The following is a 14,179-nucleotide window of genomic DNA, read 5'->3' as shown; positions in this document are numbered from 1 at the left end:
AGCCCGGGGTGACGGAGAAGGCGGCGGCGCCTTACGACCGTCGCAGGCGCGTGTAGGTTTCTGGGTCGCCGACCAGCGCGCGGAGCCGTTCCAGTTCCTCGGGCGTGTCGACGTCGATCAGTTCGGCGGGGGTCGTGACGACGTGCTTGCCGCCGCGGACCATGTCGCGGGCGCCCTGATCGCCTTCCAGCGCCAGGAGGGCGTCGAATCGGTTGCGGCCGAAGACGGCGGGGGGCTTGGGGCTGATGCCGTCGCTGGAAGCGACGACCGCGTCGGGGCCATCCGCAGCCTCGAGCAGGTGCCAGATGTGCGTGGCGGTGACGCGCGGCATGTCGGCGAGCGCGACGACCACCGCCTGCGCACCATGCGCGCGCGCGCAGTCGACGCCGAGCGCGACCGATCGACCCAGCCCAAGTGCGGGATCGTCGTTCCGCACGGTCGTGTAGCCGTGTGCGGCATAATCGCATTGCGCCTTGCCGACGACGGCGACGCGTTCGCGGAACGGCATGTCTTCGAGCGCGACGGCGACGTGCAGGCCGAGCGCGCGGCCGAGAAACGGTTCGTCGAGCTTGCTGCCAAGGTCACCCATCCGCTGCGAGCGCCCGGCGGCGAGCAGCACAAGGACGCAGTCTTCAGCGGCGATCATGGAACGCTCCCACCATCGCCGCGGCGATCGACAGCGCGATTTCCGACGGGCCGATCGCGCCGATATCGATGCCGACGGGCGCGTCGATCCGGTCGATCTGCGCCGCGCTGAGGCCCTCCGCCGTCAGCCGTTCGCGGCGCGCGGCATGGCTGCGGCGGCTGCCGAGCGCGCCGACGTACGGCGCGTCGGTGGCGAGCGCGGCGATGAGCGCGGGATCGTCGATCTTGATGTCGTGGCTCAAGGTGACGACGGCCGTGGCGGGGCCGGGTTTCAGCGCGGCGATCGCCTCATCGGGCCAGCGGTCGTCCAGCGTTACGCCGGGAAAGCGCTCTTCGGTGAGGAAGCGCGCGCGCGGGTCGATGACCGTCGTGGCGATGCCGAGCGTCGTCGCCAGCGCGGCGAGGCTCTGCGCGATCTGCACCGCGCCGACGATCAGCAAGCGGCGGGGCGGGTCGTAGCGGTTGACGAACACTTCGCCGGTTTCCTGCGGCCTGAGATCGCTGTGGCCCGTGGCGAGGTCGGTGGTGACGGTCAGCGCTTCGCCACGGTCGCGCGCGTCGGCGATGCGGTCGAAGAGTTCGGGGTCGAAGCCGGCGGCAGAGACGGGCTGCACCATCACCGCGATCTCGCCGCCGCAGGGCAGGCCGACCTCCCAGGCCGCGGCATCGGCGACGCCGTAGCGCTTCAGTTGGAAGGGCGCGCCGGCGATCACGTCGGCGGCGGTCTGCAGGATGTCGCTTTCGACGCAGCCGCCCGACACCGATCCTTCGAACCGGCCGTCGCCATGGACGAGCATGTGGCTGCCCTTGGGGCGCGGCGCGCTGCCCCAGGTGGAAACCACGGTGGCGAGGGCGAGCGGTTCGCCTTTCCAGTCGCGCGCGGCGGCGAGGACGCTGTCGTTTTCGGCCATGGTGTTGCGGTTCCTGCCCTAGCGGTGATCGTGAGAGGTAAGGTTCATAGAAAGGCGCTTGGCACCTTCACTTCGTCACCCCGGACGTGTTCCGGGGTGACGGTGTGTGGGGCGGCTGGCAGTGGCGAGGGCGGCGGCGTTTTCGGCCATGTCGTCTTTCCTTCAGTCCTCCCTCGCGTCAGCGGGGGAGGGGGACCGTTCGCGTAGCGAATGGTGGAGGGGGCGTTTCCGCAAGCGGCCAACGTCGTTGCTTACCTCCCCCTCCGTCAGCTTCGCTGCCACCTCCCCCTGGCGGGGGAGGAATTTTAGAGAGCGGGCAACCCCGGCAGCAGCGTGTCGAGCGTGACCGGGACGTCGCGCACCCGCACGCCGGTCGCGTTGTAGATGGCATTAACCACCGCCGCGCCCGCGCCCGAGATGCCGAGTTCGCCCACCCCCTTCGCGCCCGCCGGGTTGGCGCTGTCGTCGATCTCCTCGACGAAATGCACCTCGATCTGCGGCACGTCGGCGTTCACCGCGACGTGATATTCGCCGAAGTCCGGGTTGACGAAATGGCCCGAGCGCGGGTCGACGACCGCCTCTTCGCTGAGCGCATAGGCGATGCCCCACACCATGCCGCCGATCAGCTGGTTTGCGGCGGTCTTCGCGTTGAGCACGCGGCCGACGTCAAACACGCCGAGCATGCGGCGCACGCGCACCTCGCCGGTGACGGCGTTGACCGCGACCTCGACGAAATGCGCGCCATGGCTTGCCTGGCTGGTGCGCTGGCTTTCCTTGCCGGGGGCGGTCTTGCCGCGGGCGACGATCGGTTCCCCGCGCAGCAAGTCGGGCAGCGCGACGCTGCGGCCGCCGGCGGTGACGCAGCCGTCTTTCAGCGTCAAATCTTCGGGCGCGGCGTTCATGCGGCGGGCGAGGTCGCTGAGGATATCCTCGCAGGCAAGCGCCGCGGCGGCGCAGGCGCTGCCCGCGCCGAACGATCCGCCCGAGCCGGCGCTGGGCGGCAGGTCGCTGTCGCCCAGGCGTACCTCAACCGCGGCGACGGGCAGGCCGAGCATCTCGCCGACGGTCTGCGCGAGGATGGTGTAGGTGCCGGTGCCGATGTCGGTCATGTCGCAGGCGACGATTGCGCGGCCGTTCGCCTCCAGCCGCACCTCGGCTTCGGCCTTGACGGTGAAGTTGCCGCGCAGTGCCGCGGCCATACCGTGGCCGATCAGCCATTCGCCCTCGCGGCGCGCACCGGGCGTGCGGTTGCGCTGGTCCCAGCCGAAGCGGCGCGCACCCTCGTCATAGCAATCGAGCAGGCGGCGGGTGGAGAAGGGCTTGCCGCTGACCGGGTCGACGTCCGGCTCGTTGATGCGGCGCAGCTCGACCGGGTCCAGCCCCAACCGTTCGGCGAGTTCGTCCATCGCGCATTCGACGGCGAAGGTGCCGATCGCCTCGCCCGGCGCGCGCACCGCGCCGGTGGCGGGCAGGTCGAGCCGGACGAGATCGGTGCGGAAGCGGCGGTTTGCGCCACCGTAGAGCGGCAGCGAGCCGAACGGGATGGGTTCGAGGAAGCGCGCGTCGTCGTTCTGCGCGGCGACGCCTTCGTGCGCGAAAGCGGTGATGCAGCCATCCTGCGTGGCGGCGATCCGCACGCGCTGCGTCGTCGCCGAGCGGTGGTGGACCAGATAGGCGGTCTGCGCGCGGGGGAGCGCGACCTTGACCGGACGACCGGTCTTTTGTGCGGCGATGGCGGCGAGGATCACCTCCGGCCCGACGCCGGTCTTGCCGCCGAAGCCGCCGCCGACGAAGGGGGCGAGGACGCGGACCTTGTCCGGGTCGAGGCCCAGCGCTTTCGCGATCGTGGTGCGCGCGGCGCCGATCACCTGGTTGCTGGTACGGACGGTCAGCGTGCCATCCTGCCACCAGACGGTGCTGGCATGCGGTTCGAGCGCGGCGGGGAAATGGACGGGGGTGGTGTAGGCGAGGTCGACCGTCACCGGCGCGCCGACCAGCGCGGTGTCGAGGTCGCCTTTGTCGATCGCGGGGAGGAAGCCGAGATCGTGATCCTGCTCGATCGCTTGCTCCGCCATGGCAAGGCGGGCGGGGGCCCCTTCCACCGACACGACGACGCGGCTGACGGCGTCGCGCGCGACTGCCTGATCCTCGGCGACGACGATCGCGACGGGCTGGCCGTAATGGAAGATCGTGTCGGTGCCGCTGTGCGCGGCGCCCTGCGAATTGCTGCCGCCGGTGACCATGCGCGGGTCGTCGTGGATGACCGCGACGACGCCGGGCATCGCCTCTGCGGCGCTGGCGTCGATCCCCGTCACACGGCCGCGCGGCACCGGCGCGCCGACGATGGCGGCGTAGAGCGTGCCGTCGGGCGCGTCCTCATAGGCGTAAGTGGCGGTGCCGCTGACCTTCGCCGGCCCCTCGATCCGCGCGATCGGCGCGCCCAGCACGCCCTGCTGCCCGTGCGCCAGCCCGTGGGGGCGATACGCGCGGTCCATCGTCATCTCGTTCATACAGGCTTCTGATCCTTGCCCGGGACCGGGTGAGGGCGAATGTAAGGTGTTGGGCGGGGAGGGGAAAGGGTGGCCCCTTCATACTTCGTCACCCCTCCCGTCATTCCCGCGAAGGCGGGAATCCATACCCTCTGACAATCGCGACAGAGGCGCGACGGCAGCGCGTCTGGATTCCCGCCTTCGCGGGAATGACGGTTGGGGTTCGGGGCGAGGGAATCACACCGCCGGCAGACCCTCCAGCAATTTGTCGAGCGTCACCGGGAAGTCGCGGACGCGCACGCCGGTGGCGTTGTAGATCGCATTGCCGACCGCGCCCGCCGCGCCGCAGATGCCGAGTTCGCCGATGCCCTTGGCGTGGAGCGGGTTCGCCTGGATGTCGCGTTCGGGCAGGAATTCGACCTCCAGCTGCGGCACGTCGGCATTCACGGGGACGTGATATTCGCCGAGGTCGCGGTTGACGATCTTGCCGTTGCGCGGATCGTGAACCAGCTCTTCGGACAGTGCGCAGCCGATGCCGAAGGTCATGCCGCCCAGGCATTGCGAGCGGGCGGTCTTGGCGTTGAGGATGCGGCCCGCGGTGAAGACGCCGAGCATCCGCTTGACGCGCACCTCGCCCGTCACCGCATGGACCGCGACCTCGCAGAAATGCGCGCCGTAGCTCGCCTGGTTGAAGGTCTTCTCCTGGCGGCCGGGGCTGACTTCGCCGGTCGCTTCGATGCCGTCGCCGACGAGTTCGGCCAGCGGCACGCTGCGATTGTCGGCGATGACGCGGCCGTCCTTCAGCGTCATCGCATCTTCGGCGACGCCCATCGCCTTGGCGATCTTGGCGCGCAATGCCTCGCAGGCGAGATAGACCGAGGTGCCGGACGATCCCGCGCCCCACGATCCGCCCGACCCCGCGCCCGGCGGTGCATCGGTGTCGCCGAGGTGGACGGTGACGTCCTCGATCGGCAGGCCGAGGATCTCGGCGGTGATCTGGCCCAGGATCGTGTAAGTGCCGGTGCCGATGTCGGTCATGTCGGTTTCGACATGCGCCTTGCCCTGGCCGTCGATCGAAACCTTGGCGGCGGACTTCATCAGCATGTTCGATCGCGCGGCGGAGGCGACGCCCATGCCGTACAGCCAGTCGCCGCGCCGGTCGGTGCCGGCGGGCTTGCGGCTCGACCAGCCGAACGCCTCCGCCCCGCGCTCCAGGCACGGGATCAGCGAGCGGGAGGAATAGGGGATGTTCTTTTCGGGGTCCTTTTCGGGCTCGTTGCGGCGGCGCAATTCGATCGGGTCGATGCCCATCTTTTCCGCCAGTTCGTCGATCGCGCCTTCCAGCGCGATCAGCCCGACCGCCTCGCCCGGCGCGCGCATCGATCCCGCCAGCATCCAGTCGAGACGGACGATGTCGTGCGTGATCCGCCGGTTGTCACCCGCGTAGAGGAAGTGCGTCGCCATGCCGGTCGGTTCGAAGAAATCCTCGCCCGGCAGGTTGCTGACCAGGGTTTCGTGGCCGATCGCGGTGAGCTTGCCGTCGGCGGTCGCGCCCAGCCGCATCCGCTGTTCGGTGTTCGAGCGGCGCACGGTCGCGTCGAACACCTGCTGGCGCGCCATCACCGCCTTCACCGGGCGGTTCAGACGCTTGGCGGCGATCGCCGCCGCGACGCTTTCGGGGGCGATGCCGAGCTTCGACCCGAAGCCGCCGCCGACATAGGCCGCGACGATCCGCACCTTGTCAGCCGCCACGCCTAGCGCCTTGGCGAGCTGCTGCTTGTCGGACGAGGGCATCTGGTAGGCGCCGTACAGCGTCAGCGCGCCGTCTTCCCACACCGCCAGGCTGGCATGCGGCTCCATCGCGGCGGAGTTCTGCGAGGGCGTCGTGTAGGTAACATCGACGGTGAAGGCGGCGTCGGCCATCGCCTTGTCGATATCGCCCTGGTCGTGGTGCGGCGGGATCTGCTGCGGCTTGGGTTCTTCCGCCTCGCCCTTGTGCGCCTCGAAATCGTAGCGACCTTCCGCGGCGTCGTACTGCACGTCGACGTGCAAGGCGGCGTCGCGTGCGGCCTCATAGCTTTCGGCGATGACGATCGCGATGATCTCGCCGTGATAGGCGACATCCTCGACGCCCTGCGTCGGCGCGGTCGTCTCGCCGCCCTGCTGCGGGTTGCGGATGAAGCTCGCGTAATCGGTGATGACGTCGATCACGCCGGGCAGCGCCTTGGCACGGCTTGCGTCGAGCGACGTGATCTTGCCAGCCCCCACCGTCGCGCGGACGAGATAGCCGTAGGCAACGTTGCCGAGCGCATATTCCGCCGCATAGGTTGCCTTGCCCGACACCTTCTTGGGGCCGTCGATCCGGTCGATCGGCTTGCCGATCACGTCCTGCGACGACGTGTCGAGCAAGCTGTCGGGATGGCTTGCATTCATGGTGAGCGAATTGGTGTCGCCCTTGCCGAAACCGAACATGCCTTATTCTCCCGTCAGGTCGCGAAGCGTGGCGACGAGCACCCGGCGCGTCAGCGGGATCTTGAAGTCGTTCGAGCCATAGCCCTTGGCATCCGCCAGCAGCGCATCGGCGGCGGCGTTGAACGCGGCGTCGGACGGCGCCTGGCCGACCAAAGCGGCCTCCACCGCCGGGTTACGCCACGGCATCGGGCCAAGGCCGCCGAAGGCGAGCGATGCAGAGGCGATCTTGCCGTCTTCAACACGCACCACGCCGGCGATCGACACGATCGCGAAGGCATAAGACGCACGATCGCGGACCTTGCGGTACACCTGCTTGCCCTTTGGCGGCGCGGGCAGTTCGATGTGGGTGATCAGTTCGCCCGTCTCCAGCACCGTCTCGATGTTCGGGGTGTCGCCGGGCAGACGGTAGAAATCGTGGATGGAGATGCGGCGCTTGTCGCCGTCGGGGCGCTGCGTGATGATCGTGGCATCGAGCGCGCGCATCGCCACCGCCATGTCGCTGGGGTGCGTCGCGATGCACTGCTCCGACGTGCCGAGCACCGCGAGGATGCGGTTGAACCCGCCGATCGCCGAACAGCCGGTGCCGGGCTCGCGCTTGTTGCACGGCATGGCGGTGTCGTAGAAATAGTAGCACCGCGTCCGCTGCAGCAGGTTGCCGCCCGTAGATGCCTTGTTGCGCAACTGGCCGCTGGCGCCGGCGAGCATGGCGCGGCTCAGCACCTCGTACTTGGCGATGACGCGGGGGTCGGCGGCGAGGTCCGAATTGGGCACGAGCGCGCCGATTGTCAGCCCGCCATCCTCGCGCTCCTCGATCTCGCCCAAGGGCAGCCGGCTGATGTCGACCAACTTTTCGGGCGTTTCGATCTGCAGCTTCATCAGGTCGAGCAGATTGGTGCCGCCCGCGATGAACTTGGCGCCCGAGCTGTGCGCGTCGCGCACCGCGGCATCGGCGCTCTCCGCCTTGGCATAGGTGAAGGTCTTCATGCCTCTGCCTCCGCCTTGGTGTTGCTATGGCGCAGCGCAACATCGACCGTGCCGTTCGCCTCCGCCACTTCGCGGATCGCATCGACGATGTTGGGATAGGCGGCGCAGCGGCACAGATTGCCGCTCATCCGTTCGGAGATTTCGCCATCGTCGAAGCGCGGCGCGTCGAGGTCGTCGGTGACGTGGCTGGGCCAGCCCTTCTTCACCTCGTCCATCATGCCGACCGCGGAGCAGATCTGGCCCGGTGTGCAATAGCCGCACTGATAGCCGTCGTGGCGGACGAAGGCGGCCTGGAGCGGGTGGAGGTCGTCGGGCGTGCCGAGGCCCTCGATCGTCACGATCTCGTCGTCCTGGTGCATCACCGCGAGGCTGAGGCAGCTGTTGATGCGGCGGCCGTTGACCAGCATCGTACACGCACCGCACTGGCCGTGGTCGCAGCCCTTCTTGCTGCCCGTCAGCCCCAGATGCTCGCGACACAGGTCGAGCAGCGAGGTGCGGATATCGGGCTCCGCCTGATAGGACTGCCCGTTGATCGTGAAGTGCATGGAAACCCTCGCAGTTCGGGGGTGTCGCACCCCTGTCAGATTAGGGCCGTAACGCTCTGGGTCATGATGGTTTCCGCTTTGCGAATCGCTCTCACCGGGATGCTGCTGGCATCCGTTCCCGCAACCGGGCAGGATCGCCCCATGACGCATGCTCCCCTGTCGCCTCCCATCGTGATCGCGCACCGCGGCGCGAGCGGATCGCGCCCCGAACATACGCTGGCCTCGTACGAGCTGGCGATCGAACAGGGCGCCGATTTCATCGAACCCGATCTGGTGCCGACCAAGGACAATGTGCTGGTCGCGCGCCACGAAAATGCGATCGGCGGCACCACCGACGTCGCGCAGCATCCCGAATTCGCCAGCCGCAAGACGACCAAGACGATCGACGGCCAGACGCTGACCGACTGGTTTACCGAGGATTTCACGCTCGCCGAATTGAAGACGCTCCGCGCGAAGGAGCGCCTGCCGCAGCTGCGTCCGGGCAATGCCGCCTATGACGGCAAGTATCAGGTGCCGACGCTGGCCGAGATCATCGACCTCGCCAAGCGTCGGTCGAAGGAGCTGGGGCGGACGATCGGCATCTATCCCGAAACCAAGCATCCGACCTATTTCGCCAGCATCGGCCATCCGACCGACGTCCTGCTGGTCGAACAATTGCGCAAGGCGGGGTGGCATGACGCCAGCGCGCCGGTGTTCATCCAGTCGTTCGAGGTGAAGAACCTGCAACGCATCCACGCGATGACGGGCATCCGCCTGATCCAGCTCGTCGCGGGCGAGGGGGCGCCGGCGGATGGCGCCGCGCCCTCCTATGCCGCGATGCTGACGCCCGCGGGGCTGAAGCAAATCGCGACCTATGCCTTTGGCATCGGGCCCGACAAGGCACAGCTGTGGACGGACAAGACGGCGACCACGCCCTCCACGCTCGTCGCCGATGCGCATGCCGCGGGCGTCCGCGTCCACCCCTGGACGTACCGCGCCGAAAACGCCTTCCTGCCGCCGCGCTTCCAACGGGGGACGGACAAGGCCGCGCATGGCGATATCGCGGGCGAGATCAAAGCCGGGCTGGCGCAGGGGATCGACGGATTCTTCACGGATTATCCGCTAATTGGCGTAGAGACCCTTCGGTCGGCCAAGGATCATCCGTAAATGCGTATCGCCCCTGTTTCCTGCGTTGTTCTGATACCGCTCGCGCTCGCCACCACCGGCTGCGTCAGCACCGCCGCCACGATCGTGAAGGCGCCGTTCAAGGTCGCCGGCAAGGCGATCGACTGGACGACGACCAGCCAGGACGAGGCCGACCGCAATTACGGCCGCAAGATGCGCAAGCAGGAAGCAAAAGAGGGCCGCGAACGCCGCAAGGCCGCGGAGCAATGCCGCAAGCATCCCGACGATCAGGATGCGTGCCGCTATTCCGGGTATCGCGCGGGGTATTGAGCGGGGGCATCGCTCCTATCGTCACACCGTCTTGCGACACGCCCCTCCCGTCATCCCGGCGAACGCCGGGATCCATGGACACGGGCGGCTGAAGGTGCCTCACAACAACGGCGTTCACCGCAACCATGGATCCCGGCGTTCGCCGGGATGACGAGAGTGGGAGAGGCGCCTGCGACCCCCACGTCCGTCATTCCCGCGAAGGCGGGAATCCAGAACCTCTAACGGTTGGGATGGAGCCGCACGGTCAGCCCGTCTGAATTCCCGCCTCCGCGGGAATGACGGAGGGAGTGTTGGCGGAACGCCGGCGGCCAAGGGAAGCCTAGGGGCACCTAAACCGGAATGACGGGCGGAAGGTTGGCGGGCGCCGGGCGCCAAACCCTCACCGATCCTGCGCCACCGCGCCTTTCGCCAGCGCCGCGGCCACGGCGATCATCACCTCCGGATGGATATGCACGCCCAGGTGGCCGCTATTCACCTGCACCGCCTCGGCGCTGGGATCGTGGCAGATGAAGCCGTTGACGAAGCCGTCGTGCGGGCTCCAGATCGCGGTGCAGGGCACCGGCAGCGGGGCGGCGATCGCTTCGCTGCGGGCGATAACGGCGGGGTCGTCGACGCGCTCGCCCGTTGCCCATTCGAACGCGCGCCAGACGTTGGTGGCGCGGCCCCAGCCGGCATAGGGCGAGCTGACCGTCACCACGCGCCGGACCAGATCGGGCCGGCGATGCGCGACCAGCCGTGCCATGATGCCGCCGAGGCTGACGCCGACCAGCGTCACCGGCCCGTCCTCCGCCTTCAATGCCTCGACCCGGGCGATCAGCCGTTCGGCCTCCGCGCCGACGCTCTTCACGCCCAGGTTCCGGCCCAGCCCCCAGCCTTCGGCGCGATAGCCGAGGCCTTCGAGGAAGCGCCGCAGCACCAGACTGGAGCCGTCGGCGTCGAACAGGCCGGGCAGGATCATCACCGTGCCGCCCGCGCCCTGCGGCACTGCGGCGAGCGCGGCGGCGTGGCGCCAGCGGGTCGCGAGCATCCAGGCGACGCGCGGCACCTCGCTCGCCGCGAGCGCCTTGGGCGGGGGCGGGGGCGCGTCGAAGCGGTCACCGAAGCGGGCGTGCGACGGCGGTTCGCTGCGCCAGCGGGCGAGGCCCGTCTGCAACCGGCTCAGAACCATGACAGCACCGTGATGGGGAAGGGCGTCCAGCGCCCAACCCGCACGCCCGCGTTCGCCAGCGTCGCGCCGACCCAGGCGTTGCAGGTGTGCCGCGCGCTGTAATGGCCGGTGCCGGCATAGAAGACGTCGTTCGCGCCATAACCGCGGAAGCTGCGGCGGACCGGCGCGGCGCCGGCGCGGATGCCGGCCGCCAGTCGGCGATATTCCTCGGGCCGCAGCGTCACGACGCGGATGCCGTCGCCAGGCGCGGGCGCGGGCACGTGCTCGACGTGGAGCAGCGTCGCGTCGCTGCCGATCGCGGCATGCAGGATCGTCGCCAGCCGCACGTCCGCCCAGGTCGGCGTATCGAGAAAGAAGGTCCGTTCGCCCCACCCGATCGCGATATGGTCATAACGGGCATAACGCGGATCGGCGAGGTCGGCTCCCGGTGCCCAGTGGCGCCAGTCGATTCCGGCCGCGACCTTGGGCAGCACCAGCGACACATGCACGCCGTTCGATTCGAGATAGACGGGTATGCCGCGCGTCGGCGGCCGCCAGCCGGCGTTGGCGGGGATCGCCCCACCGATCATCCCGGCGCCGGCATAGCTCGCGACGACGACGGCCAGCACGGCAAGCGCCACGAGCAGCCCCCGTCCCATCCGTCGTATCGCCGCATATAGTATCATCCGAAACCTTATGTTACGCCGTCGTCATGGCCACAGACACGCACGCGCTCGCTTCGCCCCCCACCGATGCCGCCGCAGACTGGACGATCCCCCAGAACTGGCAGCATTACACGGCGGAAGAACATGCGACCTGGGATACGCTGTTCGCGCGCCAATCCCAACTGCTTCCCGGCCGCGCATCGGACGCCTATCTGCGCGGGCTGGACGTGCTGAAGCTGTCGAAACCCGGCATCCCGGATTTTGAGGAACTGTCCGAACGGCTTATGAAGCTGACCGGGTGGCAGGTGGTGGCGGTGCCGGGGCTGGTGCCGGACGATGTTTTTTTCGATCACATGGCGAATCGCCGCTTCGTCGCGGGCAATTTCATCCGCCGGCCGGACCAGCTCGACTATCTGCAGGAGCCCGACGTCTTCCACGACGTGTTCGGCCATGTGCCGATGCTGGCCGATCCGGTGTTCGCCGATTACCTGGAGGCGTACGGCCGCGGCGGGCAGCGCGCGATGCAGCATGACGCGCTGAAATACCTGGGGCGGTTGTACTGGTATACGGTGGAGTTCGGGTTGATCCAGGAGCCGGAAGGCCTGCGCATCTATGGGTCGGGCATCGTGTCGAGCTATGCCGAGAGCCGCTTCGCGCTCGACGATCCCAGCCCCAATCGCATCGGCTTCGATATCGCGCGCGTGATGCGGACGGAGTATCGGATCGACGATTTCCAGCAGAATTATTTCGTCATTCCGAGCTTCGACGAGTTGCTGCGCGTGACGGTCGAGACGGACTTCGCGCCTTTGTACGAAGCGCTAAAGGCGCAGGAGGACATTCCGGTCGCGGCGATCGTCGAGGGGGATGAGGTGCTGACGCACGGCACGCAGGCCTATGCGCGGGGGAAGGCGGGCTGAGCCGACAAGGGCGTCATTCCCGCGGAGGCGGGAATGACGCGCAGGCCTAGGATGACATTCAGTCAGCCGGCAATTCCTCCCCCTGGCGGGGGGAGGAATAGACATGTTTCGACCGGCCGTTCATCCGCCCTTCGTGAACCCACGAGGATAGTCCCGCCTTCGCGGGGATGACGGTGTGGGTAGGGTAGCCGTTGCTCCATGAAACCCGTCACCCCGGACGTGATCCGGGGTCCCGCTCTTAACCGGCCGAGGAAGAAGCGGGATCCCGGCTCAAGGCCGGGATGACGGCGTGAGGATTACAGATCCAATGCCCAGCCGTCGCGGCCCTTCGGGTCGAAGGGAGCCGTCGGCACGTAGCGGTACGCGCCGGCGGTGAGGCGCAGGACGGTCCAGTCGCCGCGGCGGTCGATCGCGTCGAGTGTGCAGCCGCAGGCGACATAGGCCGCGACGACGGTGTCGCGCTGCGTTTCCAGCAGGCCCGCCAGCACGATCGTCGCGTGCGGCGCGGCGATCGCGGCGAGCTCGGGCGCCATCGATACCAGGGGGCCGGCGAGGATGTTGGCGATCACCAGATCGTAGGGCGCGGCGGCGTCGATATCGGGGTGGCGCGCGCCGTCGGCGACGAACAGCGTCACTGCGTCCGCCGCAATGCCGTTCAGCGCGGCATTCTCGCGCGTCACGTTGACCGCGACGGGATCGATGTCGGTCGCGACAACCAGCGCGTCGGGCCACAATTCGACAGCGGCGAAGGCGAGCAGGCCGGTGCCGGTGCCGACGTCGATCGCGCGGGTGAAGGTCTTGCCCGCTACCGCCAGGCCATCGAGCATGGCGAGGCAACCGCTGGTCGTGCCGTGATGGCCGGTGCCGAAGGCCTGCCCCGCATCGATCAGGAAAGCGCGGCCCCCCGCGGGCGCCGCGACGGGGTGCGCGCTGGTGTGGACGACGAAACGGCCTTCGCGGATCGGCTCCAGCCCCGCCTGGCTCATCGCGATCCAATCCTCGTCGCCCAGCTGCGTGACCACCGGATCGTGGCCGCTCGCGCTCGGCACCAGAGCGTGGATCGTCGCGAGCATCGCCGCGTCGGGCTCATGCTCGACATAGGCGTCGAGCCGCCAGCGTTCGACGTCGTCCTCCACCTCTTCGGTGGTCATCAGCACCGCATCGATCGCGAGATCGGAGGCGCTGTCGATCGCCTCCGCCTCGGCGCGGGTGCAGGGCAGGGTGATCCGCCAGCTCGTGCCGTTGGACTCAGCGGACATAGGAGGCTCCATTGATGTCGAGCACCGCGCCAGTCATCGAAGCGGGCGCTTCGAGCGCACAGAAGCGGGCGAGCGTCGCCACCTCATCCGGGTCGGCGACGCGGCCCAGCGGAATGTCGGCGAGCAGTTTGTCGCCACCGCGGCTGGCCAGATAGTCGTCGGCCATGCCGGTCATGGTGAAGCCGGGGCAGATGGCGAAGGCGAGGATGCCGTCCTTCGCATAGGCGCGCGCAATCGTCTTGGTCATCGCGACCATGCCTGCCTTGGCGGCGGCATAATGCCAGTGCGCGGGGCTGTCGCCGCGATAGGCGGCGCGGCTGGCGATGTTGACGATGCGGCCGCCGACCTTCCGGTCTTGCCAGTGGAGCACGGCAAGGCGGCAGAGCTCGGCGGCGGCGGTCAGGTTGATGCGTTGCGTCCGTTCCCAGTCGGCGACCCAGTCGTCGGACGCGCGGTCCAGCGGATTGGCCTCGAACACGCCGGCATTGTTGATCAGCACGTCGATCGTGCCGCCCGCGCGGGCGAGCGCGGCATCCCACAACGCACGGGGGGCGGCGGGGTCGGCGAAATCGGCGGCGATGTCGGCGCCGCTGCCGGTGGTGGTCGCCTGGCCGATGACGGCATGGCCGCCGTCGCGGAGCGTCGCGAGGATGCTGGCGCCGATGCCGCGGCTCGATCCGGTAACGATGATGGTCATGGCCGCGGCCCTAA

Annotated in this window: 13 protein-coding genes; 3 read left to right on the top strand and 10 right to left on the bottom strand. The window is 68.6% G+C overall.

Annotation, left to right across the window (positions count from 1 at the left end; genetic code table 11):
• Positions 1-31: 31 nt before the first annotated feature.
• The 6 genes from A7E77_RS03890 to A7E77_RS03865 form a co-directional block, all read right to left on the bottom strand.
• Positions 32-646, bottom strand: coding sequence for a nucleotidyltransferase family protein (locus A7E77_RS03890; RefSeq protein WP_063685998.1), 615 nt, complete (start codon positions 644-646; stop codon positions 32-34).
• Positions 633-1,556, bottom strand: a complete 924-nt coding sequence (locus A7E77_RS03885; protein WP_063685996.1) for an XdhC family protein — start codon at positions 1,554-1,556, stop codon at positions 633-635. The genes A7E77_RS03890 and A7E77_RS03885 overlap by 14 nt, the downstream gene beginning before the upstream one ends.
• A gap of 305 nt (positions 1,557-1,861) precedes the next feature.
• Complete coding sequence (locus A7E77_RS03880) at positions 1,862-4,066, bottom strand: xanthine dehydrogenase family protein molybdopterin-binding subunit (RefSeq protein WP_063685994.1); 2,205 nt, start codon at positions 4,064-4,066, stop codon at positions 1,862-1,864.
• Between the two features lie 216 nt (positions 4,067-4,282).
• Positions 4,283-6,517, bottom strand: a complete 2,235-nt coding sequence (locus A7E77_RS03875) for a xanthine dehydrogenase family protein molybdopterin-binding subunit (RefSeq protein WP_063685992.1) — start codon at positions 6,515-6,517, stop codon at positions 4,283-4,285.
• 3 nt (positions 6,518-6,520) lie between these two features.
• Complete coding sequence (locus tag A7E77_RS03870) at positions 6,521-7,501, bottom strand: FAD binding domain-containing protein (protein WP_063685990.1); 981 nt, start codon at positions 7,499-7,501, stop codon at positions 6,521-6,523.
• Positions 7,498-8,046, bottom strand: coding sequence for a 2Fe-2S iron-sulfur cluster-binding protein (locus A7E77_RS03865; RefSeq protein WP_078462216.1), 549 nt, complete (start codon positions 8,044-8,046; stop codon positions 7,498-7,500). The genes A7E77_RS03870 and A7E77_RS03865 overlap by 4 nt, the downstream gene beginning before the upstream one ends.
• 99 nt (positions 8,047-8,145) lie before the next feature.
• Between A7E77_RS03865 and A7E77_RS03860 the strand changes: the two genes are divergently transcribed.
• Both A7E77_RS03860 and A7E77_RS03855 read left to right on the top strand, forming a co-directional pair.
• Positions 8,146-9,192, top strand: a complete 1,047-nt coding sequence (locus tag A7E77_RS03860) for a glycerophosphodiester phosphodiesterase (RefSeq protein ID WP_063685988.1) — start codon at positions 8,146-8,148, stop codon at positions 9,190-9,192.
• Positions 9,193-9,480 (top strand): hypothetical protein, encoded by a 288-nt coding sequence (locus A7E77_RS03855; RefSeq protein ID WP_063685986.1) that lies wholly within the window; start codon positions 9,193-9,195, stop codon positions 9,478-9,480.
• Positions 9,481-9,859: 379 nt separating this feature from the next.
• On the opposite strand, the gene A7E77_RS03850 is transcribed toward A7E77_RS03855, so the two are convergent.
• Both A7E77_RS03850 and A7E77_RS03845 read right to left on the bottom strand, forming a co-directional pair.
• A complete protein-coding gene (locus A7E77_RS03850) occupies positions 9,860-10,648 on the bottom strand; it encodes an alpha/beta fold hydrolase (RefSeq protein WP_063685984.1) in 789 nt (262 codons plus the stop codon).
• On the bottom strand, positions 10,639-11,313 hold the full coding sequence (locus A7E77_RS03845; RefSeq protein ID WP_226341838.1) for a DUF2459 domain-containing protein: 675 nt from the start codon (positions 11,311-11,313) through the stop codon (positions 10,639-10,641). The genes A7E77_RS03850 and A7E77_RS03845 overlap by 10 nt, the downstream gene beginning before the upstream one ends.
• A gap of 26 nt (positions 11,314-11,339) precedes the next feature.
• Between A7E77_RS03845 and phhA the strand changes: the two genes are divergently transcribed.
• Complete coding sequence (phhA, locus tag A7E77_RS03840) at positions 11,340-12,209, top strand: phenylalanine 4-monooxygenase (protein WP_063685980.1); 870 nt, start codon at positions 11,340-11,342, stop codon at positions 12,207-12,209.
• 296 nt (positions 12,210-12,505) lie between these two features.
• On the opposite strand, the gene A7E77_RS03835 is transcribed toward phhA, so the two are convergent.
• Together A7E77_RS03835 and A7E77_RS03830 are read right to left on the bottom strand one after the other, a co-directional pair.
• Positions 12,506-13,468 (bottom strand): 50S ribosomal protein L11 methyltransferase, encoded by a 963-nt coding sequence (locus A7E77_RS03835; protein WP_063685978.1) that lies wholly within the window; start codon positions 13,466-13,468, stop codon positions 12,506-12,508.
• Complete coding sequence (locus A7E77_RS03830; RefSeq protein ID WP_063685976.1) at positions 13,458-14,165, bottom strand: SDR family NAD(P)-dependent oxidoreductase; 708 nt, start codon at positions 14,163-14,165, stop codon at positions 13,458-13,460. Before A7E77_RS03830 ends, A7E77_RS03835 begins: the two co-directional genes overlap by 11 nt.
• Positions 14,166-14,179 lie beyond the last annotated feature (14 nt).

The organism is Sphingomonas sp. NIC1, assembly GCF_001638925.1.
GTDB classification, from domain to species: Bacteria; Pseudomonadota; Alphaproteobacteria; order Sphingomonadales; family Sphingomonadaceae; genus Sphingomonas; species Sphingomonas aquatilis.
This window is presented reverse-complemented; position numbering and strand designations above follow the sequence as displayed.